The sequence below is a fragment of the Halomonas sp. TG39a genome (genome assembly GCF_000744395.1).
In the GTDB taxonomy this organism is placed as follows: Bacteria; Pseudomonadota; Gammaproteobacteria; order Pseudomonadales; family Halomonadaceae; genus Vreelandella; species Vreelandella ventosae_B.
The window spans coordinates 2,699,286-2,721,915 of sequence record NZ_JQLV01000001.1; the positions used below are offsets into that span (position 1 = coordinate 2,699,286).

Genomic DNA, 22,630 nt, shown 5'->3' on the forward strand with positions numbered 1-22,630 from the left:
ATAGCATGCCTCCTACCGTTGGGATGAATGCGATAGAACTATCGAATGCGATTCACTCACGTGATATTAGTTGCAAAGAGGTAATCGCGGATTATCTCGCCCATATTTCACTACTCAATCCTATTGTTAACGCGATTGTCTCATTGCGCGACACTGATGATCTGCTTGCTGAAGCCACGCAATTAGATAAGGAACTTGCTAAAGGGCAATCTCGCGGTTGGTTACACGGGATTCCTCAAGCCATCAAGGATTTATCTTCTACAGCAGGTATAAGGACGACGCTTGGTTCTCCCCTTATGGCCAACCAAATACCTGACACTGATACGATTATGGTGTCACGGATTAAGCGCGATGGCGCCATTATCATAGGAAAAACCAATACCCCTGAATTCGGCTTTGGCTCCCAAACCTTCAACACTGTTTTCGGTGCGACGCGCAATGCCTATCACCCACATCTAACCGCCGGTGGCTCAAGCGGTGGAGGCGCGGTAGCCCTGGCACTTCGCATGTTACCGGTCGCCGACGGTAGCGATATGATGGGCTCTTTACGTAACCCGGCTGCTTATCAAAATTTATACGGCCTTAGACCTACATTTGGGCGCATTCCTTCAGCATCAGCACCCGATCTTTTTGGGCATCAGTTGAGTACCGAAGGCCCTATGGCCAGAAATATCGAAGACCTTCAACGCCTACTGGTCACGCAATCTGGTCACGATCCACGTGCTCCACTCTCTATGACCGACTCCTTAACCAACCTTTCTGGCTCTTTGAACGCTTGCCAGCGTGGTAAACGTATTGCATGGCTTGGCGATTGGCAGGGAGAGTTGCCGCTCGAATCCGGTGTACTTGAGCTATGCGAAAACGCAGTTAAACAGTTTGAACAGATTGGCTGCACCATTGAGCAACCTGATATGCCGATGTCGATGGAATCACTTTGGGAAAGCTGGCTGACACTGCGGCAATGGGCTATTTCCGGTAACTTGTTAGGCACTTATCAAGCCCCTGAAAAGCGCCGTTTATTGAAACCAGAAGCGCAGTGGGAAATAGAACAAGGGCTTGCCTTGTCTGCCCTGGATGTCCATAAAGCCAATGTGACGCGCAGCCAGTGGTATACAGAGCTAAATAAACTGTTCTTGCATTACGACTATGTCATGCTGCCCAGCGCACAATGCTTCCCCTTTCCTGTGACAACGCAGTGGCCAAATGAAATCGCTGGCAAACCTATGGATACCTATCACCGATGGATGCAAATTGTCATACCTGGCTCTCTCTCAGGCTGCCCTGTATTAAACGTACCTGCGGGCTTTAATGATAACGACCTACCGATGGGCATTCAGGTAATCGCACCCCATCGAGCCGAACTAGCGCTATTGCAACTTGGTCAAGCCTACCAATCAATCTTACCCAGTTGGAAACATCGTTTGCCGCCCTGTTTTTCTGAATAGCTTTTCTCAAAAAACCTTTGTGAAAAACCATGCTCCGTGAAGACAACCGCGACTCAACCGATACAGGCATATCAATCAATAAGCTATAAGATGAATCAGCCCGTTCTCTCTAACGGTGCCTCCATCCTGCGTACGCTGGAAACGAAATCGCTAAAGCGCTCGCCCTGAATCAACACATGGTCGCTCAGTGCTCGCTGCGCTTCTGCAGGATCGCCACGCTCAATGGCTTCCACGATGGTTTGGTGCTCACTGAGGGAGTTATTTACCCGCTGGCGCACCTGCAACTGCAGCCGCCGATAGGGCTTTAAGCGCTGCTTCAACTGGCGCGCTTCACTGGCCAGAAAAGCGTTGTGGCTCGCGGTGTAGATACAGTCGTGAAAACCTTCGTTTTCATAGTAATACTCGTCGCTGTCGCCCGCCTGGGCCGCCGCTTCGCAACGCTGGTGGGCGTCTTTTAATGCGGCCAGTTCCTGCTCGGTGATCCGGCGTGCCGCCAGGCGGCCACACATGCCTTCAAGTTCCGCCATCACCTCAAACATCTCGATCAGTTGATCAATCCCCACCTTCGCCACAAAGGTGCCTTTTTTGGGCGAAACCGTCACCAGGCCGCTGGCAACCAGCTGTTGAAAGGCTTCGCGCACCGGTGTTCGCGAAACCTGAAACTCACGGCCCAAGGCTTCTGGATCCAGGCGTTCTCCCGGTAAACGGCGGCCATTGATGATGTCATCTTCAAGGGAGTCCCTTAAGCGCTGAGCGTTGGATCGCTTGGTGCCCGTCATGTTTTACCTCCTTGGATCGCGACTGATCTTAACCATTGAGTGTTGTCATATAGTTGACATTAGCATACGTAGCGCCTATTGATATATATATCAGCTCGCCTGATAGATACAAAAAGCCAATCCAAGACCACAACAACAACCGTTGGAGACGCCACATGCAACGCTATTTGATCTCAACTGCTGCCGCCCTAAGTCTCGCTATAGCGGCATCCCACGCCTCTGCGGATACCGTACTCCGCGCGTCGCATCAATTCCCCGGTGGCCAGGGGGATGTTCGCGATGAAATGGTCCAAATGATGGCCCGCCACGTAGCTGATGCAGACGTTGGCCTGACCATCGAAGTCTATCCTGGCCAATCGCTGTTTAAAGCCCGCGAACAGTGGGGCGCTATCGCCCGGGGGCGCCTGGATATCACCTCACTGCCGCTGGATTATGCCAGTGGTCGGCACCCTGAGTTCTCTGCCACCCTAATGCCGGGCTTGGTGCGCAACCAAGCCCACGCGCAGCGCCTGAATGACTCCGAATACATGGAGATGATCAAAGCGGTGATTCTGGACGGTGGCGCGCGGGTGCTTTCAGATGCGTGGCTGTCGGGCGGGTTTGCCTCTAGCGAGCAGTGCATTACTTCTCCCGATACCGTCGAGGGACAAAACTTGCGCGCCGCAGGGCCTGCCTTTGAAGAAATGTTGGAAGCCGCCGGTGCTTCCATCGCCTCAATGCCCTCCTCGGAGGTTTACACCGCCATGCAGACCGGTGTGTTGGACGCCGCTAACACTTCGTCGATGTCGTTTATCTCCTTCCGCCTCTACGAACAGGTCGAATGCTTAACCGAACCGGGCGACTTCGCGCTGTGGTTTATGTACGAGCCGATTCTGATCTCCGAGCAGGTGTGGCAAGGCCTTAACGAAGAGCAGCAAGCCGCGCTGATGGAAGCCGGTGAAGCAGCAGAAGCCTTCTTCGCTGAAGAGGCCGCCGCCATTGATCAGGAGATGGTCGACCTCTACGAAGAGAATGGCGTGGAGGTGGTCAGCATGAGCGAGGACGATTATAACGCCTGGCTCGAGATCGCTCGCGAAACCTCCTACAAAAACTTTGCCGACAATGTTCCCAACGGCCAAGCCATCATTGATGCGGCACTGGCCGTCGAGTAAGCAACGCCTAACGGCGCGCGCGACCATCCCTTTGGATGGTCGCTTAACACTGATGCTTACTGTGCTGGATGAGGGAATTATGGCAACCACAACGACTCACGAAGCCCCCGTGCGAGGGGGCATCATCGGCGGCTACATTCGCGTTATGGATAAGCTCTCGCGGCTTTCCGCCTATTTGGCCTGTGCCATGTTTATCGCTGGCGTATTAGTGATCTGCCAGATGGTCTTTATTCGCTACTTACTGGGGATGAGCACCAGCTGGCAGACCGAATTCACCATCTTCTCGGTGACGGCGGCGATGTTAATGGGCAGCCCCTATGTACTGATGACCGGCGGCCATGTCGCCATCACTATTGTTCCCGATGCCCTGGGCGGTATTACCCGCACCATTATGCGGCTGATCGCTTCGCTGTTTGGGTTGGGTTTTTGTGCCGCCCTGGCATATGCCAGCTGGGTATATGTATTTGAGGCGCTCCACGGCGGCTGGACCACGGGTTCCGTCTGGAATCCACCGCTCTGGCCTGCCCTGCTGCCCATGGCCGTCGGCGCCACCCTGCTGTCGTTGCAGTATGTGGCTGAAATTTTGCGCGGGGAGAGCTAAGCATGGATCCCATTACGTTAGGCATTATTGTCGCCATCGCGCTGATTGCGCTGATGGCCATTGGCACCCCTATCGCTTTTGCCCTGGGCGGTGTATCGCTGCTGGCGTTGCTCTATGATCGCGGCCTTTCCGAGCTCACCTACTTCGGTGAAACCTTTTTTGACCGCATCGCCGAGTTTGGTTTTGTCGCCATTCCAATGTTTATTCTGATGGGGGCCGCGGTGGCCTCCTCCCCCACTGGGCGTGATCTTTATCGCTCGCTGGACTTATGGATGGGTAAGCTGCCCGGCGGCTTGGCAGTTTCCAACATCGGCGCTTGCTCTATCTTTGCTGCGCTCTCGGGTTCGTCACCGGCCACCTGTGCGGCGATTGGTAAAATGGGCATTCCCGAAATGCGCATGCGCGGCTACCCGGATGGCGTGGCGGCGGGCTGTATTGCCGCGGGCGGCACCTTGGGCATTCTAATTCCACCGTCGGTCACCATGATTATCTACGGCATTTCCACCGAAACCTCTATTGGTCGGCTGTTTATTGCCGGGGTGGTGCCAGGCTTTATGCTTGCGGGCCTGTTTATGATCTGGACGATGATCGCCTGCAAGATGGCCGGTGGCTATAACAACCCCATGGCTGAGTCCGTCGAACGGCTAAAACAGAACGTTAAGCAGAATGTTGATACCAACCTGAAAGCGCTAGTGCGCGTTCTACCTTTCCTGGGTGTGGTGGCGGGTATCCTGTTTGCCCTGTATGGCGGGGTGGCAACACCTTCAGAAGCAGCAGGTGTAGGCGCATTTTTGTGCTTGGCGCTGGCTATTCTGATCTACCGCATGTGGCAGCTGGGGCCGATCAAACTGATTATGCGCGACTCGCTGCGTGAAAGCGTGATGATCATGCTGGTGATCGCCACCGCCGAAGTGTTCGCCTATGCGCTCTCCTCCATGTTTATCACCCAAACTGTGGCCGCCGCGATTGCTGATCTTGAGATCAACCGCTGGGCACTTATGGGGGTCATTAACCTCTTTCTTCTGGTGGCGGGTTTCTTCCTGCCCCCCGTGGCTGTGATCGTGATGACCGCGCCGATTCTGTTACCCATTATCCTGGCAGCTAACTTCGACCCCTACTGGTTTGCGGTGATTTTGACTATCAACCTGGAGATCGGCCTGATTACCCCACCGGTGGGCCTCAACCTGTTCATTATTAAAGGCATCGCGCCGGATATTTCGCTGCGCGATATTCTGATGGGGAGCTTGCCCTACGCGCTGTGCATGGTGCTGGGTATCTTGCTGCTGTGTCTTTTCCCAGGCATCGCGCTTTGGCTACCTAACTTGATCATGGGTTAAGGAGTTCGACCATGAACATGCTGTTTTTGCAGGAGCTGTTCAACAACATCACCCAGCGTGATGCGCTGTTGCGCCGCCGCCATCCAGAGACATTAACGCCCGACCATGGGCAGCTGGTTAACGCCTGCCACAAGCTGTTGGAAAGTGATGGCGAAGCTTCTAGCATCGCACTGGCAAGCCGTGCCTTGGCGATTTACCAGCGCCTTTCGGCGGCGGAAAAGAGTCGCTTCTTTGCCCGCCTAACGGCCGACTTTGCGGCCGAACCCGGCCCCATTGACGCAGCCTACCTGGCCTATCAGGAGGTTCGCGACAACCCATCGCTACAGCGCCTGTTTGAAGCCTGCGAGCCGCGGCGCCAAGAGCTTTTCCGGCGCCTAAACCTGGCCAGCGACGGTACCTATGAGCTGGTCAAAATGCGTGAAGATCTGCTGGGATTACTGCGCGAACAGCCCGAACTGGCGGCCATTGACGACGACTTCGCCCACCTGTTCGGCTCCTGGTTCAACCGCGGCTTTTTGATGCTTAAGCGCATTGACTGGAACACACCCGCTTCAATTTTAGAAAAGATCATCCGCTACGAAGCGGTCCACGAGATTCAGGATTGGGACGACCTGCGCCGACGCCTAGACGCCCGCGACCGTCGCTGTTTCGCCTTTTTCCACCCGGCGATTGGCGACGAGCCGCTGATCTTTGTCGAAGTCGCCCTGCACAAGGGTCTGCCAAGCCGTATCCAACCGATCTTATCGGGCGAAAGTTCTGGAAATAGTTCTGGAAGTCGAAAAGCCATCGATGAGCCCGAGGATGCCGATACCGCAGCGTTCTTCGGCATTAGCAACTGCCAGACCGGGCTGCGCGGGATCTCCTTTGGTAACTTTTTGATCAAGCAAGTAGTGCAAGAGCTCTCTCAGGAGCTACCGCAGCTTAAATACTTTGTCACCCTCTCGCCGGTGCCTGGCTTCTCCCAGTGGCTTCAGGAGCAGCGTGATGATGAGCAGCTTCCCGCGTCGCTGCGTCAATCACTCAAAGGGCTTGAAACACCGGGGTGGCATCAGGACAAAACCCGCGAAGAGCAGCTCAAAGCCGCCATTCGCCCGCTGGCCGCCCGTTACCTGATTGAAGAGAAGAACCGTCACGGCCTGCCGCTCAACCCGGTGGCCCGCTTTCACCTCGGCAACGGCGCCGAACTTCATCGCATTAACTGGCTGGGCGATATCTCTGAGAAGGGCTTTAAACAGGCCGCCGGCCTGATGGTCAACTACCTCTATGTGCTGGACGATATCGAACGCAACCACGAAAACTATACCGCCAAGGCGACCGTTGCTTGCTCAAGTGAGGTGCGTGACCTCGCCAAACGCGCCCGCAAGCTGGCCAAGGGAGAGACCACCAAATGAGCCACAACCTATTTGAAACCTTTGCGGCCAAAATGCGTGAGCGCGCAGAGGCCGATTTTATTACTACCCGCGATGGCCGCCGCTATAGCTATACCGATGCGCTGACCATCAGTGCGCAGCTTGCCGGAGCGCTAACCGAGCTAGGCGTTAAGCAAGGCGACCGCGTTGCCGTGCAGGTAGATAAAAGCCCTGAAGCTATTTTGCTTTACCTGGCCTGCCTGCGCATCGGTGGCGTCTATCTGCCCCTCAATACGGGCTATACCGGCGATGAGATTCGCTACTTTTTAAATGACGCCGAGCCCGCGCTGTTTGTTTGCCGCCCTAAATTACTCGATGAGGCACAGGCGCTTGCCGCTGAAACCGGCTGCCCTGCGGTGGCTACCTTGGGTAGCGCCAGTGATGGCAGCCTAATGGAAACCGCTCGCACGGCAGCGCCGCGGGAGAATATCGTGGCACTTGGCGAGCGCGACCTGGCCGCTATTCTTTACACATCCGGCACCACCGGGCGTTCCAAAGGCGCCATGCTAACGCACAAAAACCTCGCCTCTAACGCCGAGACACTGGCCAAAGCGTGGCATTTCAGCGCTGATGATCGGCTGATCCATGCACTGCCGATTTTCCACACTCACGGCTTATTCGTCGCCTGCAACGTCACCTTGATAGCGGGCGCCAGCATGCTCTTCCTGCCTAAGTTCGATGCCGATGTCATTTTTGAAGAGTTGCCCCGTGGCACTGTGATGATGGGCGTTCCTACCTTCTATACGCGCTTGGTTCAGGACGAACGACTGACCCCAGAAGCGACTGCCAACATGCGGCTGTTCGTTTCCGGCTCTGCTCCGCTCACCGCCGAGACCCACGAGGCGTTTGAAGCCAAAACGGGCCATGCGATTCTTGAGCGCTACGGTATGACCGAAACCAATATGAACCTCTCCAACCCCTATGACGGCGCCCGCCGAGCAGGCACTGTGGGCATGCCGCTACCCGGCGTGGAGATGCGCATTACCAACCGGGAAAGCGGCGATGAGGTGCCGTTTGGCGAAATTGGCATGCTGCAGATCCGCGGCCCAAATGTGTTTATCGGCTACTGGCGGATGCCTGAAAAAACCCGTGAGGAGCTGTTAGACGACGGCTTTTTCATTACCGGCGATCTCGCCATGGTCGACGATCAGGGCTATGTACATATTGTTGGCCGCGACAAAGACCTGGTGATTTCCGGCGGCTATAACGTCTACCCCAAAGAGGTAGAGCAGGTGATCGACGAGCTCGATCAAGTCGCCGAATCCGCGGTAATCGGCCTGCCGCATCCCGACTTTGGCGAGGGCGTGACCGCCGTGGTCGTACGCCAGCAAGGCGCTGATCTTGGAGAAAACCAGCTTGAAGAGGAGGAAGTAATCACCCATTTAGATGGTCGGCTAGCTAAGTATAAGCAGCCCAAGCGGGTCTTCTTTGTCGATGAACTGCCGCGCAATACGATGGGCAAAGTACAGAAAAATGAACTGCGCAAGCGGTTCAACGACACCTATCAAACGCCTTAGTCGCGTCTTCTAGGCGCTACCCATCCCTGAACGTTTGCCCCAACTCTTTAGCCCGGCACGATACGGCAAAGAGGCGGGGCGTTTTTTTGCGAAAAGGAACCATTTGCTCTACTAAATGTTAAGGTAAGGTCACTTAACAAACGATGGAGCAGATTGCCTTGACTACGCCTACCGTTACCAACGGCATCACCGCCACCGAGCTATATAAGTTAGCCAGTCAGCCAGCGCACAACAGCGCTGGAGATGCGCCCCTTGAGTGGCCTGAGGGCACTATCAGCCTGGATGAGACGAATCAGACCCTGATCTGGGAGCTTAACGATTACGGCAACTTGCCGATTACCCTGTCGCGCAGCGAAAATGAGTGGGTCGCCATGGCACCTATCGTTGCCGTGGAGAGCGTTAAAAACACCGCTGAGCTCAACGAAGTACTGCTGCGCCAGGGCATTGCGTTACCGCTGGCCTCCGTGGGGATTGTCGAGATCGACGGTCACGACTTCTATGTGGCTTACGGGCAATTGTTTGGCGACTCAAAACTTGAATCAATTTGCGCCGAGCTCCACGCCACGGCCAGTGCGGCCATGGATGTTGCCGAACTGATTCAGACCCATTTCGCCTAACGTTAGTTAATTGGTCAATGTCACTTGCACGGTGGCACTTTACAGTCCTTTTTTAAGAGAAATTTCTTATGTTAAGCAAAATCATGACGGCGCTACGTGGCAAAGCAAATGAAACCGGTCAAGCGGTGGTGGACTCCCAGGCGCTGCGCATTTTAGACCAGGAAATCCGCGACTCAGAAAATAGCCTGAGCCAGTCTAAAACTGAGCTTACCCGCCTGATGGGCCAGCGCCAGTTGAACAGCAATAAAGCCGACACGCTGGAAAGCAAAATTGCCGAGCTGGAAAAAAGCGCTGAAGCCGCTTTGGATAAAGGCGAGGAAGCGCTGGCCGTGGAAGTCGCCGAGCGCATGGTGGCGCTACAGGATGACCTGGAGGCGGAACGTGCCATTATTAGCGAGTACGACGCCAGCATCGAAAAACTGCGCGGCGCTATTCGCGGTACCGACAACCAGCTTCGCCAACTCAAGCAACAAGTGAGCGTGGTCAAAGCCACCGAGTCGGCGCAGAAAGCCCAATCCGCCGTGGCCGCTCGCCACTCGGGTCAGAACAGCGCCATGAGCAGCGCCATGGAATCCCTGGAGCGCATTAAAGAGCGCCAACAGCTTAACTCAGCGCAAATGCAGGCTGCTGACGATATGGCCGCAGAAGAGAGCGGCAGCTCGCTGGAAGCCCGCTTGAAAGCAGCCGGTGTGGGTGGCCAGAATCGCAAAGCAGACGATGTGTTAGCGCGCCTGAAAGCGAAGAAAAACGCCGCACAGGAATAAGCGTTAAGAGCAAGTCAGTGCTTAAATCGATTTGGGAGTCAGGCCATGTTTAATACCCTCAAGGCACTTTTTCGCGCTACCACGGAGAAGCCACCCGAGCCAAACACCGGCCGCCCGGTAGCCGCAGGCCTGCCCATGGGCATCAGCCAGGAGGACCTTGAGGGCCTACGCCTGGATGGGCGCGTCAATATCAAGCTGATCGGTCTGCGCGCCCACCCTGATGCGCTGTTTCGCTGGGATGACGACGCCTACCACCATATTGCCGCCGTGGGCCACGTGGATCTAGGCCAAGGGGCGCAGCTGGTGCGCTTCTATCTGGATAACGACACCTGGCTGCAGGCCAACATTGAGCATGGCCAGGTGCTTGAATATAAGCTGTTCGACTTTTACCGTGTCGCCCATCTCTCGGATGCTGAGTTTGATAAGTTGATCAACGGTGACGACAAACTGCCCGACAGCATCGGTGCGCAAACCGTCGCGATTACCTCGACCACTGACGAGGCACGCAGCTGTTCCTTCCAGCGGGTATGGGGTAACGGCGACAGCCTGTGGTCGCCACCGGTGATTTTCGATGAGCAGGTAATGACCACCGAGAGCGTGGCTGCCAGGCAGGTGACTCATCACGCGATGCTTTATGAGCGCACCATTGAAGGCGCTGAGCGCATGGAGTACTTGCTGCTCAGCGCTGAAAGTGATGGCGAAGGCAGCTTTATGGTGGTGCACAACGTTGGGGTGGACGTGGCCTCCGTTGATATCGACGCAATGTAATCAGTCAGCTGTTTTTTTAAACGCAAAACTTAAGAGCTATAAAAGGAAACTGCCACCATGGTGAATTATCTCTACGGCCTGCCGTCATTTATCGCCTATCTAGTGACGGCGATTGTGCTACTTGCCGCCTTTATGTACTGCTACAGCCGTCTTACCCCGCACCACGAGTGGACACTGATTCGTGAAGGTAACGCAGCGGCTGCCTCTGCCTACGGCGGCTCGATTTTAGGCTTTACTATTCCGCTATATAGCGCGATGGCGCACTCGATCAACTTTATCGATTTTGTGCTCTGGGGCGTAGTGGCCTTTATCGTCCAGTTGGCGACCTTCTTCGCGGTGAAGCTGTTTCTGCGCAAGCAGGGCGAAAGCCTCTCGCAGCACATCACCGAAGGCCACCAGGCCTACGGCATTTTGATGGCCAGCGTGGCCGTGGCAGTCGGCTTACTCAACGCCGCTTCGATGACTTGGTAACGACGACGTGGTAAAGGAGAGCCTGCATGTCTAAACACGATCACACCCCACATTTGCCACGCCGCAAGCGCAGCGGGCGCTTGTCATTGGCAATGATGGGCGCCAGCGCTTTTGGTCTTACCGCCTGTGGCCAACCACCCCAGGAAGAGCAGATCACCGATATAGAGTTCGACCAGCCGCGCAGCTTTCAAAGCGTTGAGGATTGCGTCGCAGAGAATGTCTATACCCGCAGCGCCTGCGAAGACGCCTACGAAGCCTCTTTAAAAGAGGTGCCGCGCTATAGCACGCTTGAAGAGTGTGAAGCTGAGAATGGTGAAGACGCGTGTACTGCCCCAACCGATGAGCAGTCCCAAGCCGCAACCGGAAGCACCGGCGGCAGTTGGTTTATGCCCGCTATGATGGGCTATATGATGGGCAACATGATGTCCAATACCAACCGGGGACGCTCCTTTGAGCGGGTGTATCAGGAACCGGTGTATCGCAACCGTCAAAATCAGGGCAACTGGAACACCGCCTCGAACCAGGCCACCCAGCGCGTCACCCAGCGTAACGATGCGATGCGCAGCTCGGTGGCGCAGAATCGCCAAGCCACGTCTCAACGCCGGGGCTTTGGCTCGCGCTCCTCGGCGCGGGGTGGCTGGGGCTCCTAAGCCACCAGCAAAGATCACCATGCTGCGAATCGATATCCCTGAAAGAAGCAATTGGAAGGCCCTGGCCCACGAACTGGGCTTTCATTTTCATACCATCGACGGGGAGCCCTACTGGAAAGAGGACGCCTACTACCAGTTCACGATGGAGCAGGTAGAGCGGGATATTGAAGCGCCTACCGAGGCGGTGCATGAGATGTGCATGGAACTGGTGGATAAGGTCTGCCACTCCAATGCGCTTATGCAGCGTTTGGCACTTCCCGAGCATATGTGGGATAGCATCCATAACTCGTGGAAATCAGGGCAGCCGCACCTCTACGGGCGAATGGACTTTGCCTATTCCGGTGACGGCCCGGCGAAACTGCTGGAACTCAACTACGACACGCCCACGTCGCTTTACGAAGCGGGTTTTTTTCAGTGGGTATGGCTTGAACAAGCCATTGCGCAGGGCATCCTGCCCCGCCACGCGGATCAGTACAACTCAATTCAAGAGCGCCTGATCAACGCCATGGCCCACCTTGGCGACCGCATTGAAGCGCGCACGCTGTATTTCTCCTGCATCAAAGATAATGCCGAAGAACGCGCCACCGTGCACTACCTGCAGGATGTGGCGGTGCAAGCAGGTCTCAAGGCGCCGTTTATCTACACCGAAGATATTGGCCTGCATCCTGGGACAGAGCACTTTGTTGACCTGGATAACCAGCCTATCCATGCCCTGTTCAAACTCTATCCCTGGGAGGAGATGGCCGACGACGCCTTCGGTGAATATATCCCGCAGTTAAACACGCACTGGTTCGAACCGCCCTGGAAAGCGATTTTGTCTAACAAGGGTATTCTGCCCCTGCTATGGGAGCACTTTGAGGGCCATCCCAATCTGCTACCGGCGTTTTTCGAGAATGCCAAAAGCCCACCGCTGCCAGCAGGCTGGGTGCGTAAGCCATTCTTCTCCCGGGAAGGCAGTAACGTGGAACTCATTACCCCCGCCGGTCAGCGCGAGGCCGTGGACGGCCCCTACACCGACAGCCCATGGATTCGGCAGGCCTACCACCCGATGCCCCGCTTTGGTAATAATCACGCCTTAATTGGAAGTTGGGTGGTGGGTGACCGCGCTTGCGGTATGGGCATCCGCGAAGACGTTGGCCGCATTACCAAAGACTCCTCGTGCTTCGTGCCCCACGCGATCGTGTAAACGCAAGTACCAAAACACGCTGATATAGGCTGGACAGCCCTCACAAAAAAAGCTGAAATCGTTGCTACTACCCTAAGTAGAGTGGTAAGTATCACTCTACTTCTCACCCTGAGCGCTACTGAGCAGCGTCGTTAGGGCCACGTTTACTTTGGAGCAACGGCGAACATGATGGCGCGCTGGAAATCCCTACCTTTACGGCTTCGGCTATTTCTCTCTTTTGGGACGGTCTTAGCACTCGCAATGCTCCTGGCGCTCTATCTTCAAGCGCGCTCCCACAGCCAAGCGCGGCTGAATAACCTGCTTAATCAAGAGCTACCGGCACAGGTAGAAGGGCTGGCCGCTCATGTGAACCTAAGCCTCAGCCAAGATCTCGCCATTTCCGAAAGTCTGGCCAATAGCTACTTTATTGAGCAGTGGGTTCGCGACGGTCTGCCTGAAGAGCGACAAAACGATATCGCCAACTATTTAGCGCGCCTTATGGCGCAGTTAGATACCGAGCTGGTTTTTATTGCCACTCAATACCAGGGGCGAGGCTACTACTTTCAACTTCGCAACGGTGATTTTCTTCAGCGAACAATCCAGCCGCCTGGCAGCGAAGATGACTGGTACTACGATTTCACCGACAGCGATAACACTTACGAACTGAATTTAGATAGCGACACCTTTTCTCCCGATGATGCCTTTGTCTACGTCAATTACCGCAGCGCGGTAAATGCCACCAACGGTCGACCGCTAGTAGTCGCCGGCGCAGGGCTGGACCTTTCCCAAATGGCCAGCTTGATTGACGACTTTCGCTTAGGTGACACCGCTCACGCTTCGCTGCTCAGCGCCGAAGGTGAGTTGCTCGTTCGTAGTGGGGAGAACGATCCGAGTAGTGAAACCGCAGCGGAGTCCTTACCAGATCAAGCGTCGCAGCGCCTGCTGCGTGATGAACAGCTGCAGGTACAAGAGATTGAGCGCGACGGCCACGCCCTGCTGATTAGCACGCGCTGGCTACCCGAGCTGCAGCGCTACCTAATGGTCGAAGTCGATAAAGAAGCCTACTTGGCGTCCACCCACGAGCGCTTTCTGGAGTCCAGCGGTATAGGCCTGCTCATTCTGCTTGTCGGATTACTGGTGCTCTACCCACTGACTGGGAGCCTGATCCGTCCGCTGGTTAATTTCCAGCGCCAGCTCAAGGACATCACCCACAGCCTGGATCTTTCGCGGCGGGTCAGCACCGATGACAAAGCCGAGCTTGGCGATTTAGCCGATCAAACCAACGAGCTCCTTGAGCGTCTCTCCCGCGCGATTGCGGCAGTGGCCAAGAACGCTCAGGCACTAACGCAAGTCGCCGACCGGCTGGCGAAAACCGCCGGGCTTTCCGGTGTGCACGGTAGCGATATCGATCATGAAGCAAGCCAAACCATGGCCGCCGCAGTCGAGGAGATGGCCTCTTCGGTAGCGGAAATCACCTCCACCATGGAAGAGCTCTCTACCTCGTCAACCCAAATCGCCGACCACTCACAGTCAGTGGTCGACGTTGCCAACCAAACCCTGGAGCGCAGCCGCAAAGGCAGCGCGGCCATGCAACTGCTACAGTCAAAAATGCAGGATATCCGCAGCGACAGCGAGCAGAGTTTGGCAGAGATCATGACGCTAGGGGCGAAATCCAAACAGATTAATAAGGTAATGGAGCTGATCAATACCCTGGCCGCCCAGACCAAGCTGATTGCCTTTAATGCCGCGCTGGAAGCCTCAAGCGCGGGAGAGTCGGGCCGACGCTTTTCGGTCGTTGCCAGCGAGATACGCCGCTTAGCTGACAGCGTGACCGACTCTACCCAAGAGATTGAAGCGCATACTGATGATATTCAGACAGCGATTAATCGCTTAGTGGTCGCCTCTGAAAAAGGCGCCTCCTCAATTGAGCAGGGCGTTGACGCAAGCATGAGCACCGCCCAGGATCTGGAGGCGCTGCTTAAGGCAGCGAGTCAAACCAGCAGTGCGGCCCAGCAGATATCGCTGTCTACTCAGCAGCAAAAAACCGCCAGCAGTCAGGTGGTAATGGCGCTGCGCGATATCGATACGGCCAGTTCACGCAACGCACACTCGGTGCGCAGCATTACCGACATCAGCCAGGATATGATCCATATGTCGGCTGAGCTAAACGCGCTAGTGCAGGAGTTCACCCTAACAAATAAAGATCGCTGATAAGGATACCGAATGAGCGTAATTCGGGTAGTCATTGCCGACGACAGCCAAGTAGCCCGCGACGTGTTACGCGACATCCTCAGCCGAGACGGTGATATTGAGATCGTGGGTGAAGCCACTAACGGCCGCGAAGCGGTGGAACTGGCCAAACGCCATGCGCCGCAGCTGATCACCATGGATCTCAACATGCCGGTGATGGACGGCTTGAGCGCTATCGAAGAGATCATGTATAACAAAGGGGTGCCCATCCTGGTGGTCAGCGACCGTTCCGATGCTCAAACGGCTTATCAAGCCCTTGAAGTAGGCGCGTTAGAGGTGATGCCTAAACCCACCCTGGAAGGAGCCGATGCCGAGCGCTTGCTGGCGCGTATACGCCTGCTTTCCGGCGTGGCGGTAATCACTCGCCTGCGCCGCCGCGGTACAACACTGACGCCTATGCCTTCTTTGCCGACACTTCCCGACGCGCCCAGGGGGGTACCACGCAACTTTCAACACGTGGTCGCGATTGCATGCTCTACCGGTGGCCCGCAAGCACTCGTACGGGTACTACGCAGACTACCCGCCGGGTTTCCGGCGCCTATTGTGATCGCCCAGCACATCAGTCATGGGTTTATCGATGGCATGGCACAATGGCTTGGGTCGCTATGTGCCATGCCGGTCAGTGTTGGCCAAGAGGGCGAGCTGCTACGCCCAGGGCATATCTATTTGTCACCTTCCGAGCGTGATTTATGTGTCACTCCCCGCCACCGTTTCCAGCTTCAACCCAGCCCCGAGAAGTCCCTTTACCACCCCAGTTGCGATGTACTGCTGCAGAGTGTTGCGGAAGTGTATGGCAGTGATGCGATGGGCATTATTTTGACCGGCATGGGCCGAGATGGCGTTAATGGCATGCGGGCTATTTACCAAGCAGGCGGCACCACTTTCGCCCAAGATGAAGCCAGCTCGGTGATTTACGGCATGAACCAGGAAGCCGTTAAAGCTGGGGTCATTCAGTATGAATTACCGCTTGATAGCCTTCCGGATCGGCTGCTGCGCGATGTGCGCGGCTACTTAGATAGCCGACCGGAGCCCTTGGCATGAGCGCCTTTGCCCCCTTTAAAACCCTGGTGCATCAGCGCTGCGGCTTACACCTGGAAGGCTTGGCCGAAGCGCGGTTATTCCGAGCGGTCGCCAGCTTACAAGCATCAACGGGGCTCACCGACACCACTGCGCTCCTCACACAATTAACCAGCGACGCTGCGCTATTCGATCAGTTTGTCAGTCAGTTAACGGTTAACGAAACCTATTTTTATCGCGAGCCAGATGCCCTGAACTGGCTGGTCAACAGCTATTTACCTGCGCGTTTAGCGGCAGGTGGCCCGCCGCTATCCATCTTCAGTGCGGGCTGTTCCTCCGGAGAAGAGCCCTATAGCGTGGCGATGATGCTGTTTGAGCGCTTTGGCGAACGGGCCAAAGCGCTGTTTACCCTCACCGGTGGCGACCTGGACCATCAAGTCCTCGCCAAAGCACGCCAAGCGGTTTATGGCGGCATGGCGTTTCGCGCCCTCTCTCCCGACTTCAAAGCGCGTTACTTTAGCCCTTACCAGGGGCGCTTTAAGCTTCAAGAATCATTGCGCCAGTGGGTAACCTTTTGCCCATTCAACCTATTGAATGCCGATGAGAGCAACCCCGGCGGCCCCTTTGATGTGATTCTATTTCGCAATGTGTCGATCTACTTTGACCAGCAGACGCGGCGCCGCATTCATCAACAGCTTGGCCAGTTGCTAGCCCCGAATGGTATTTTACTCTGCGGCGTCACCGAAACCCTGGGTAACGATCTCGGCGTATTTGAACTGGTCGAAGACCAGAGCGTCTTTTACTTTCGCCGTGCAGAGCAACCCATGGCAGTGCCAACAGCTACCCATCACTCCGTCGCCCAGGGCGACAAGTCAGATGACAGTGTTGGCGTCGGTGATAGCGCGAGCAAAGAGTTAGAGCTAGCCAGTAGCGCTGATTTAGCGCCCGATGCGCCGTCTGAGCAAGAAACGGAAAACACAGCAATAGAAAACACACAAACAGACAACATCACCCAACAGCTACACACCGCCCATCGCTTGCTCAATCAAAATGCCTTTGCCGAGGCCGCTAAGCTACTAAAGACGCTGCTTAAGCAGCAGCCGTGGTCAATTGATGCGCTGATTTTGGCCGGATTAGTCGCCCGTTGGCAGCAGCAGCCCCATCAGGCCTACGACTATTTTAAGCGGGCCATTTACGTAGTGCCGGAGTGTTGGCCTGCGCACTTCTATTTAGCTGAACTTTATCGCCAGGGTGAGTTGACCGATAAGCCTGCTCAACGCCAGCGTAGCTATGCTGCCGTTGTCCGGCTGCTGACCGCCGCGCCGACCTCTAATGGCGGTCTAGACACTATCGCCCCGCCGCTACCGCCTGGCGATGCACGCTTTCTAGCCGAACGCTACCTAGCCGCGGTCAACACCACGCTGGCATCAACCAGTACCACACAGGGAGTGGGTTAATATGGCGCTGGATATTCGCCGCTTTATACAGCGCTTCGTGGAAGAGGCCGCCGACCACCTGCCCCGCTTGCGCGAAGGGATCCGCGCACTGGAGCAGGGCCACGCTGATCGCGAGCAGATCAACGAACTGTTTCGCGCAGCGCATACGCTGAAAGGCTCGTCGCGGATGCTTAAGCTGGTGCCAATCACGGCGCTGGCACATAGCACTGAAGAGCTGCTCAGCGCGCTGCGCGATGGCACCTTAACCGCGACGCCGACGGTTACCAGCCTGCTCAGCCAAGCGGTTGACGGGTTGGCAGACTTCGTTAGTCGGCTCGCTGAAGGGGCAACAGGTGACGACTTACCTGCGGCTGATGAGGCACTCTGTAGCGCCCTTGAAAATGCCGCTCACGGTCAGGCCCCAAGCCAGCCCAGCACTCCCCCACCGCTGACCTCGGTGCCAGTTCCCTCAACGGCGCTGGCGACCGAGAGCGAGTTACGCCTCAGCGATACCGTGCGGGTTCGCTTGGATCGGCTGGACGATGTTATTCGTTTGATGGGTGAAGTGCTATCCGGGCACCACCACTTACATACCCTCGTTGACCAAGCCCGAGCGCTAAGTACCACGCTGCCTGCCGAGCAGCAAGCGCCCTTTCACAGCTTTCACCGTGAGCTGAAAGATAGCGTTTTAAGCCATGACTCGCTGATGAGCGACCTACACGACCGAGCACTGCAAATGCGCATGCTGCCGCTCAGCGTCGTGTTTGACCCTCTCGCGCATATGTCCCGTGAACTGGCTCAGTCACTCGGCAAACAGGTCGACTGCCGCGTGCGCGGCAGCGAAATCGAACTTGATCGTCAGATGATTGATCGGCTGTCAGATCCGCTTATTCACCTTCTGCGTAATGCCTTGGACCACGGTTTAGAGCCGCCTGCAGAGCGCCAGGCGGCGGGTAAATCACCGCGTGGACAGTTGGTGATAGAAGCCTGGCAGGACGCTGACTGGGTAGTCGTGGAGATGCGTGATGACGGCGCGGGCATTGCGCTTGACGCCGTGCGTCAGAAAGCGCTCGCCAAGCAGCTAATCAGCGAAGAGCAGCTTAACGCTCTGAGCGAGCAGGAGACCCTGGAGCTGATCTTCCTGCCCGGCTTCTCGACCAAAAGCATGATTACCGACTTCTCAGGGCGCGGTGTGGGCATGGATGTGGTCAAGCGCACCGTGGTGGATGATCTCAACGGTGACCTGCAGCTGGCCAGCGAACGCGGTAGCGGTACGCGCTTCACCCTGCGCCTGCCGCTCTCGCTGGCCATGATGCGGGTGCTGCTGGTTAGCGTTGGCGGTGTCAACATCGGGGTAACCGCGCCTTACGTATCGGAGTTAGTAGAGTGCTCATCGCAATCATTCATTGATGCCGCAGGACAGCGCACGCTGATTTTACGCAACGAATTTGTGCCCGTGGTATCGCTTGCCCAACTGCTTGAACTACCTGAGACGAGCGCCGTCACAGACACCACCCTGTTGTTGGTCGTCCACCAGCGGCACCAAAAGCTCGCCCTGATTATTGATTCACTGATTGATGAACGCGATAGGGTGATCAAGCCGCTGCCGGTGCATCTACGCCATTTACCGCTGGTCTCAGGCATGGTGTCCATGGGGCGCAATGCGCTGGTAAGCCTGCTCCATGTACCCGCTTTGCTGGAATCCACCCGGCACACTGCTCAGCGTCCTAGCCATGAGCGCACATCCTCCACTCTCGCGAAGCGAATTTTGGTGGTTGACGACTCACTGAATACCCGCGAAATAGAAAAAGACGTACTCGAAGCATGGGGCTATCACGTCACCCTGGCCGAAAATGGCCGCGACGGATTAGCCAAAGCTCTGGCGGAGCCGTTTGATGCGGTACTGACCGACGTTGAGATGCCGGTAATGGATGGCTTTGCGCTGACTGCTCGACTGCGCGAAAATGAGGCTTATCGTGATCGGCCAATTATTATTATCACCTCGCGGGAAAAAGAGGCTGATCGTCGACGCGGCATTGAGGTCGGAGCCGACGCCTATATCGTCAAGGGCAGTTTCGATCAAAATAATTTAGTAGAAACGCTACAAGCCCTACTGGGCTAATAACGAGCGTCAATAACACAACAGCCATGAGGTCGCGAATGCCTATCCTGGTCGTAGACGACGACCCGCTTGCCGGGGAAATGACGGCGGCACTGCTAGAGTCTCAGGGCCATGCCACCTTGATGGCCTTAGACGCCATGGAAGCCGTCGAGCAACTAGACACTCACGGTGATATCAAGCTGATTGTCAGCGATATGCACATGCCCCTTGTCAGCGGTCTAGCACTATTGGCAATGCTGCGTGAGCAAGACAATCACCTGCCGTTTATTTTACTCACTGGGGACACTCCGGATGCAACGCTACAGCAGACACCGGGCCTGGATGCCTGTTTGCGTAAAGATGCCGAGCTGGCTGACAACCTGGAAACTGCTGTGAAACAGGCACTCGCCAGCTAAGCAGTGCTACATGCGCTGGAATGGATAATGGATGGAATGGATCGCCGCTTTCGATCACTTACGTAGGTAGTTTGATGTCTAAGCCAGCCCCCTCGCTGCACGATAAGCTAAATCAGCTGCGTGAGCGTTTTATTGAGCAGTTGCCGACCCGCTTAGCGCAAACCGCCGAGCTGTGGCAGCAGAGCCGCACATCGAGTGAAGAACAGACGCGACTAGCACCGGAGCTACACCGCTTTTTTCATAGTTTGAAAGGCACCGGGAGATCACTGGGCTTCGAGCGGCTTGCCGTGCTTGCTGATCAGGCAGAGGAGGCGCTCACTACCACGCCCACCCGACCCGACATCGACGCTTATATCAGCCAACTACTACGCCAGCTGGGTCACGAGCAGCAGCATCTACGTTCCCACCACGGTCAACAGCAAGCGTTGGCGGCCGTCAACAGCTTCGAACTTAACAGCCAGGTGGAGCCGCTGCGCAATAAGCGCCAGCGGCTGATTTACCTATGCGACGATGAGCCCGAGCAGGTCGACCAACTGATCCATCATCTCCGCTGCTTTGGTCATGACGTCGTACACTTTATTGATACGGAGACGTTCTTTAACGCCGTACTCACGCGTCGCCCTGACGCAGTGATCATGGATGTGCAGTTTCCCCAAGGCCAAACCGCAGGCACCGAAACCCTAACCAGCTTGAACAAGCTAACCGGCCAACCACTACCCGCCATCGTTTTGTCGGCCCACAGCGATTTTCACTCGCGCCTGAGCGCCGTTCGTGCAGGCTGTGGCGGCTACTTTACCAAACCGGTTAAACCGCTGGATCTTATGCTGGCGGTGGATGAGCTCACCGCTCCGGCGGTGGAAGAGCCGCTGAAGGTACTGGTGGTGGATGATGAGCCCGAGGTGGCTGCTTATCACGCCTTGCTGATTGAAGAAGGCGGTATGATTGCACATCAGGTGCACCATCCCGCCGATGCACTCACGGCCATGGAACGCTTTAGCCCCGACTTACTGCTGGTCGATGTGTATATGCCGGTATGTTCGGGTGAAGAACTGGCAACGATTATTCGTCAGCAGCCGGAATACCTGGGGCTACCGATTATCTATCTCTCCAGTGAAACCGACAGCAAAAAGCAGATTTCCGCCATGTCCGCGGGAGTCGAAGCCTTTCTTACCAAACCCGTACAGCCTGAAGAACTGGTCTCTGCCGTCAGGCTGCGCGCCGAACGACTACGTCTGCTGCGCTCATTAATGACCCGCGACAGCATGACCGGGCTGTATAACCACAGCACTACCACCGAGCTGATCAATAAAACCCTTGCCCAGGCCCACCGTGATAATAGCCCCCATGCCCTGGCAATGATCGATATCGATCACTTTAAACAGGTTAACGATACCCACGGCCATTTGGCGGGCGATCAAGTAATCATCACCTTGGCAAGACTGCTAAAAAGCCGTCTGCGGCTCTCCGACATTATTGGCCGCTACGGCGGTGAAGAGTTTGTCGTACTGCTCAAAGGCATTCATGCCGAGAAAGCTGCTACGTTAATCGGCAGCTTGCGGGAGGATTTTGCACTGGTTGATTTTCACGCAGGCGACGTTCGTTTTCGCTGCACCTTCAGCGTGGGGATAAGCAGTTTCCCCGCGCATCCCTCTACCGAGTCGCTGCGTTTAAGCGCCGACCAGGCGCTCTACCGCGCCAAACACCAAGGGCGCAACCAAGTAGTGATATCGACGGAGCTAGCCGATGAGCCCTGAACAGCCCCACGACAACCCAGCGAATGACCTGCCGTTCGCCACTCAGACCTTGGAAGAGGCATTAGCGACACACGACGATGCAGAGAGGGTAGTCGATGTTGATGAGCCGACCCAGCAGCTAGTGCTGTTCCGACTCAACGGACAACGTTTTGCGCTACCCGGCAGCGCGGTGAGCGAAATTCTACCCAGCGACCAGCCCGTCTATTACGTACCGGGGCTACCCGCCTCCACCGAAGGCGTGCTGCACCTGCGTGGTAAAATTGAGTCCGTCATTAGCCTGCATCAGTTACTCAATTTACCCACGCCGGAAGGTCCTCCTAGCGGGATGATGTTGCTAGTCAACGCCGCGGGAATTAGTAGCGGTGTGCGTATCGAGCAGCTTGACGATGTCTGCGAGGTCACCCAGAGCCTGCTGCAAGCTCCCCCCGAAACGCTTCCTGCCGCGTTACGCCCTTATGTTAGCGCGCTGTGGCAGGTAGACGAGCGCCAAGCGCTTGCCCTGCTTGACCCCGAAGCACTGTTCGACGCCTACCAGCAGGGTCTGGGTTAAAATGCCCCAGCGTCACGGCCTGCATGAACAAGCCCAAGTTGCCTTGGTGCTGTTTCGCATTGGTCCTTACCATGCAGCCCTGGAAGCGTGTCACGTACTCGCCATGACCGATCACCCAACGGCTTTGCGCACCGCCAATGCTCACTCGCTGCTCTACGCCGGGGGCGACCATGACTCCCCGCCTAGCCGCTGGCTCACTCTGCGCGACGCTCAAACGACCACTAATGACAGCCACAACACTTGGCAACTGGGCGTAAGCGGAGACATTACGCTTCGGCAACTACCCGCCGACACGCTCCACCCGCTGCCTAAACTGCTGCTTTCTCGCCGATTTTCAACCGCGCTATGCGGTTGTACCTTTGATCAGCAGCAGTTGGTGCTGCTGCTGGATGCACGCAAGCTTAGCCCTTAGCTTTCTCAAGCCCCTGCTTC

21 protein-coding genes are annotated in these 22,630 nt (G+C 56.2%); 20 read left to right on the forward strand and 1 reads right to left on the reverse strand.

Going from position 1 to position 22,630, the window contains the following annotated elements; all coding sequences use genetic code 11:
* Positions 1–5 precede the first annotated feature (5 nt).
* Positions 6–1,445 carry an amidase gene (locus tag U738_RS12070; RefSeq protein ID WP_035580759.1) on the forward strand — a complete coding sequence of 480 codons (1,440 nt, stop codon included), beginning with the start codon at positions 6–8 and terminating at the stop codon, positions 1,443–1,445.
* A gap of 95 nt (positions 1,446–1,540) precedes the next feature.
* On the opposite strand, the gene U738_RS12075 is transcribed toward U738_RS12070, so the two are convergent.
* Positions 1,541–2,224 carry a GntR family transcriptional regulator gene (locus U738_RS12075; protein WP_035580761.1) on the reverse strand — a complete coding sequence of 228 codons (684 nt, stop codon included), beginning with the start codon at positions 2,222–2,224 and terminating at the stop codon, positions 1,541–1,543.
* A 155-nt stretch (positions 2,225–2,379) separates the two neighbouring features.
* Here U738_RS12075 and dctP point away from each other — a divergent pair, with 155 nt between their 5' ends.
* The 19 genes from dctP (at position 2,380) to U738_RS12170 (ending at position 22,610) form a co-directional block, all read left to right on the forward strand.
* Complete coding sequence (dctP, locus tag U738_RS12080) at positions 2,380–3,375, forward strand: TRAP transporter substrate-binding protein DctP (protein ID WP_035580764.1); 996 nt, start codon at positions 2,380–2,382, stop codon at positions 3,373–3,375.
* A 79-nt stretch (positions 3,376–3,454) separates the two neighbouring features.
* Positions 3,455–3,976 carry a TRAP transporter small permease subunit gene (locus tag U738_RS12085; RefSeq protein ID WP_035583517.1) on the forward strand — a complete coding sequence of 174 codons (522 nt, stop codon included), beginning with the start codon at positions 3,455–3,457 and terminating at the stop codon, positions 3,974–3,976.
* Between the two features lie 2 nt (positions 3,977–3,978).
* The gene (locus U738_RS12090; protein WP_035580767.1) at positions 3,979–5,313 is read left to right on the forward strand and encodes a TRAP transporter large permease; all 1,335 of its coding nucleotides are present in this window, start codon (positions 3,979–3,981) and stop codon (positions 5,311–5,313) included.
* Between the two features lie 11 nt (positions 5,314–5,324).
* The gene (locus U738_RS12095; RefSeq protein WP_035580770.1) at positions 5,325–6,704 is read left to right on the forward strand and encodes a malonyl-CoA decarboxylase; all 1,380 of its coding nucleotides are present in this window, start codon (positions 5,325–5,327) and stop codon (positions 6,702–6,704) included.
* Positions 6,701–8,239 carry a malonate--CoA ligase gene (locus U738_RS12100; RefSeq protein ID WP_035580775.1) on the forward strand — a complete coding sequence of 513 codons (1,539 nt, stop codon included), beginning with the start codon at positions 6,701–6,703 and terminating at the stop codon, positions 8,237–8,239. Before U738_RS12095 ends, U738_RS12100 begins: the two co-directional genes overlap by 4 nt.
* 158 nt (positions 8,240–8,397) lie before the next feature.
* On the forward strand, positions 8,398–8,856 hold the full coding sequence (locus U738_RS12105; protein WP_231896802.1) for a DUF2170 family protein: 459 nt from the start codon (positions 8,398–8,400) through the stop codon (positions 8,854–8,856).
* 68 nt (positions 8,857–8,924) lie between these two features.
* The gene (locus tag U738_RS12110) at positions 8,925–9,620 is read left to right on the forward strand and encodes a PspA/IM30 family protein (RefSeq protein ID WP_035580781.1); all 696 of its coding nucleotides are present in this window, start codon (positions 8,925–8,927) and stop codon (positions 9,618–9,620) included.
* A 45-nt stretch (positions 9,621–9,665) separates the two neighbouring features.
* Positions 9,666–10,388 (forward strand): DUF2491 family protein, encoded by a 723-nt coding sequence (locus tag U738_RS12115; RefSeq protein WP_035580783.1) that lies wholly within the window; start codon positions 9,666–9,668, stop codon positions 10,386–10,388.
* 57 nt (positions 10,389–10,445) lie between these two features.
* A complete protein-coding gene (locus tag U738_RS12120) occupies positions 10,446–10,859 on the forward strand; it encodes a DUF350 domain-containing protein (RefSeq protein WP_035580785.1) in 414 nt (137 codons plus the stop codon).
* Positions 10,860–10,885: 26 nt separating this feature from the next.
* Entirely contained in the window at positions 10,886–11,509 is a 624-nt protein-coding gene (locus U738_RS12125; protein WP_035580786.1) for a DUF1190 domain-containing protein, read from the forward strand.
* Between the two features lie 19 nt (positions 11,510–11,528).
* Positions 11,529–12,695: a glutathionylspermidine synthase family protein gene (locus U738_RS12130; RefSeq protein ID WP_035580789.1), complete on the forward strand. Its 1,167-nt coding sequence runs from the start codon at positions 11,529–11,531 to the stop codon at positions 12,693–12,695.
* 165 nt (positions 12,696–12,860) lie between these two features.
* Positions 12,861–14,885 carry a methyl-accepting chemotaxis protein gene (locus tag U738_RS12135; protein WP_035580792.1) on the forward strand — a complete coding sequence of 675 codons (2,025 nt, stop codon included), beginning with the start codon at positions 12,861–12,863 and terminating at the stop codon, positions 14,883–14,885.
* A gap of 12 nt (positions 14,886–14,897) precedes the next feature.
* Positions 14,898–15,965 carry a chemotaxis-specific protein-glutamate methyltransferase CheB gene (gene cheB / locus U738_RS12140; protein ID WP_035580794.1) on the forward strand — a complete coding sequence of 356 codons (1,068 nt, stop codon included), beginning with the start codon at positions 14,898–14,900 and terminating at the stop codon, positions 15,963–15,965.
* Positions 15,962–17,398 (forward strand): CheR family methyltransferase, encoded by a 1,437-nt coding sequence (locus U738_RS12145; RefSeq protein ID WP_035580796.1) that lies wholly within the window; start codon positions 15,962–15,964, stop codon positions 17,396–17,398. The genes cheB and U738_RS12145 overlap by 4 nt, the downstream gene beginning before the upstream one ends.
* Position 17,399: 1 nt before the next feature.
* Positions 17,400–19,499 (forward strand): hybrid sensor histidine kinase/response regulator, encoded by a 2,100-nt coding sequence (locus U738_RS12150; RefSeq protein ID WP_035580799.1) that lies wholly within the window; start codon positions 17,400–17,402, stop codon positions 19,497–19,499.
* 38 nt (positions 19,500–19,537) lie between these two features.
* Positions 19,538–19,894 (forward strand): response regulator, encoded by a 357-nt coding sequence (locus tag U738_RS12155; protein ID WP_035580801.1) that lies wholly within the window; start codon positions 19,538–19,540, stop codon positions 19,892–19,894.
* Positions 19,895–19,968: 74 nt separating this feature from the next.
* Positions 19,969–21,648, forward strand: coding sequence for a diguanylate cyclase (locus U738_RS12160; RefSeq protein WP_035580804.1), 1,680 nt, complete (start codon positions 19,969–19,971; stop codon positions 21,646–21,648).
* Entirely contained in the window at positions 21,638–22,198 is a 561-nt protein-coding gene (locus tag U738_RS12165; RefSeq protein WP_035580806.1) for a chemotaxis protein CheW, read from the forward strand. Before U738_RS12160 ends, U738_RS12165 begins: the two co-directional genes overlap by 11 nt.
* Before the next feature lies 1 nt (position 22,199).
* Positions 22,200–22,610: a hypothetical protein gene (locus tag U738_RS12170; RefSeq protein ID WP_035580809.1), complete on the forward strand. Its 411-nt coding sequence runs from the start codon at positions 22,200–22,202 to the stop codon at positions 22,608–22,610.
* Positions 22,611–22,630 lie beyond the last annotated feature (20 nt).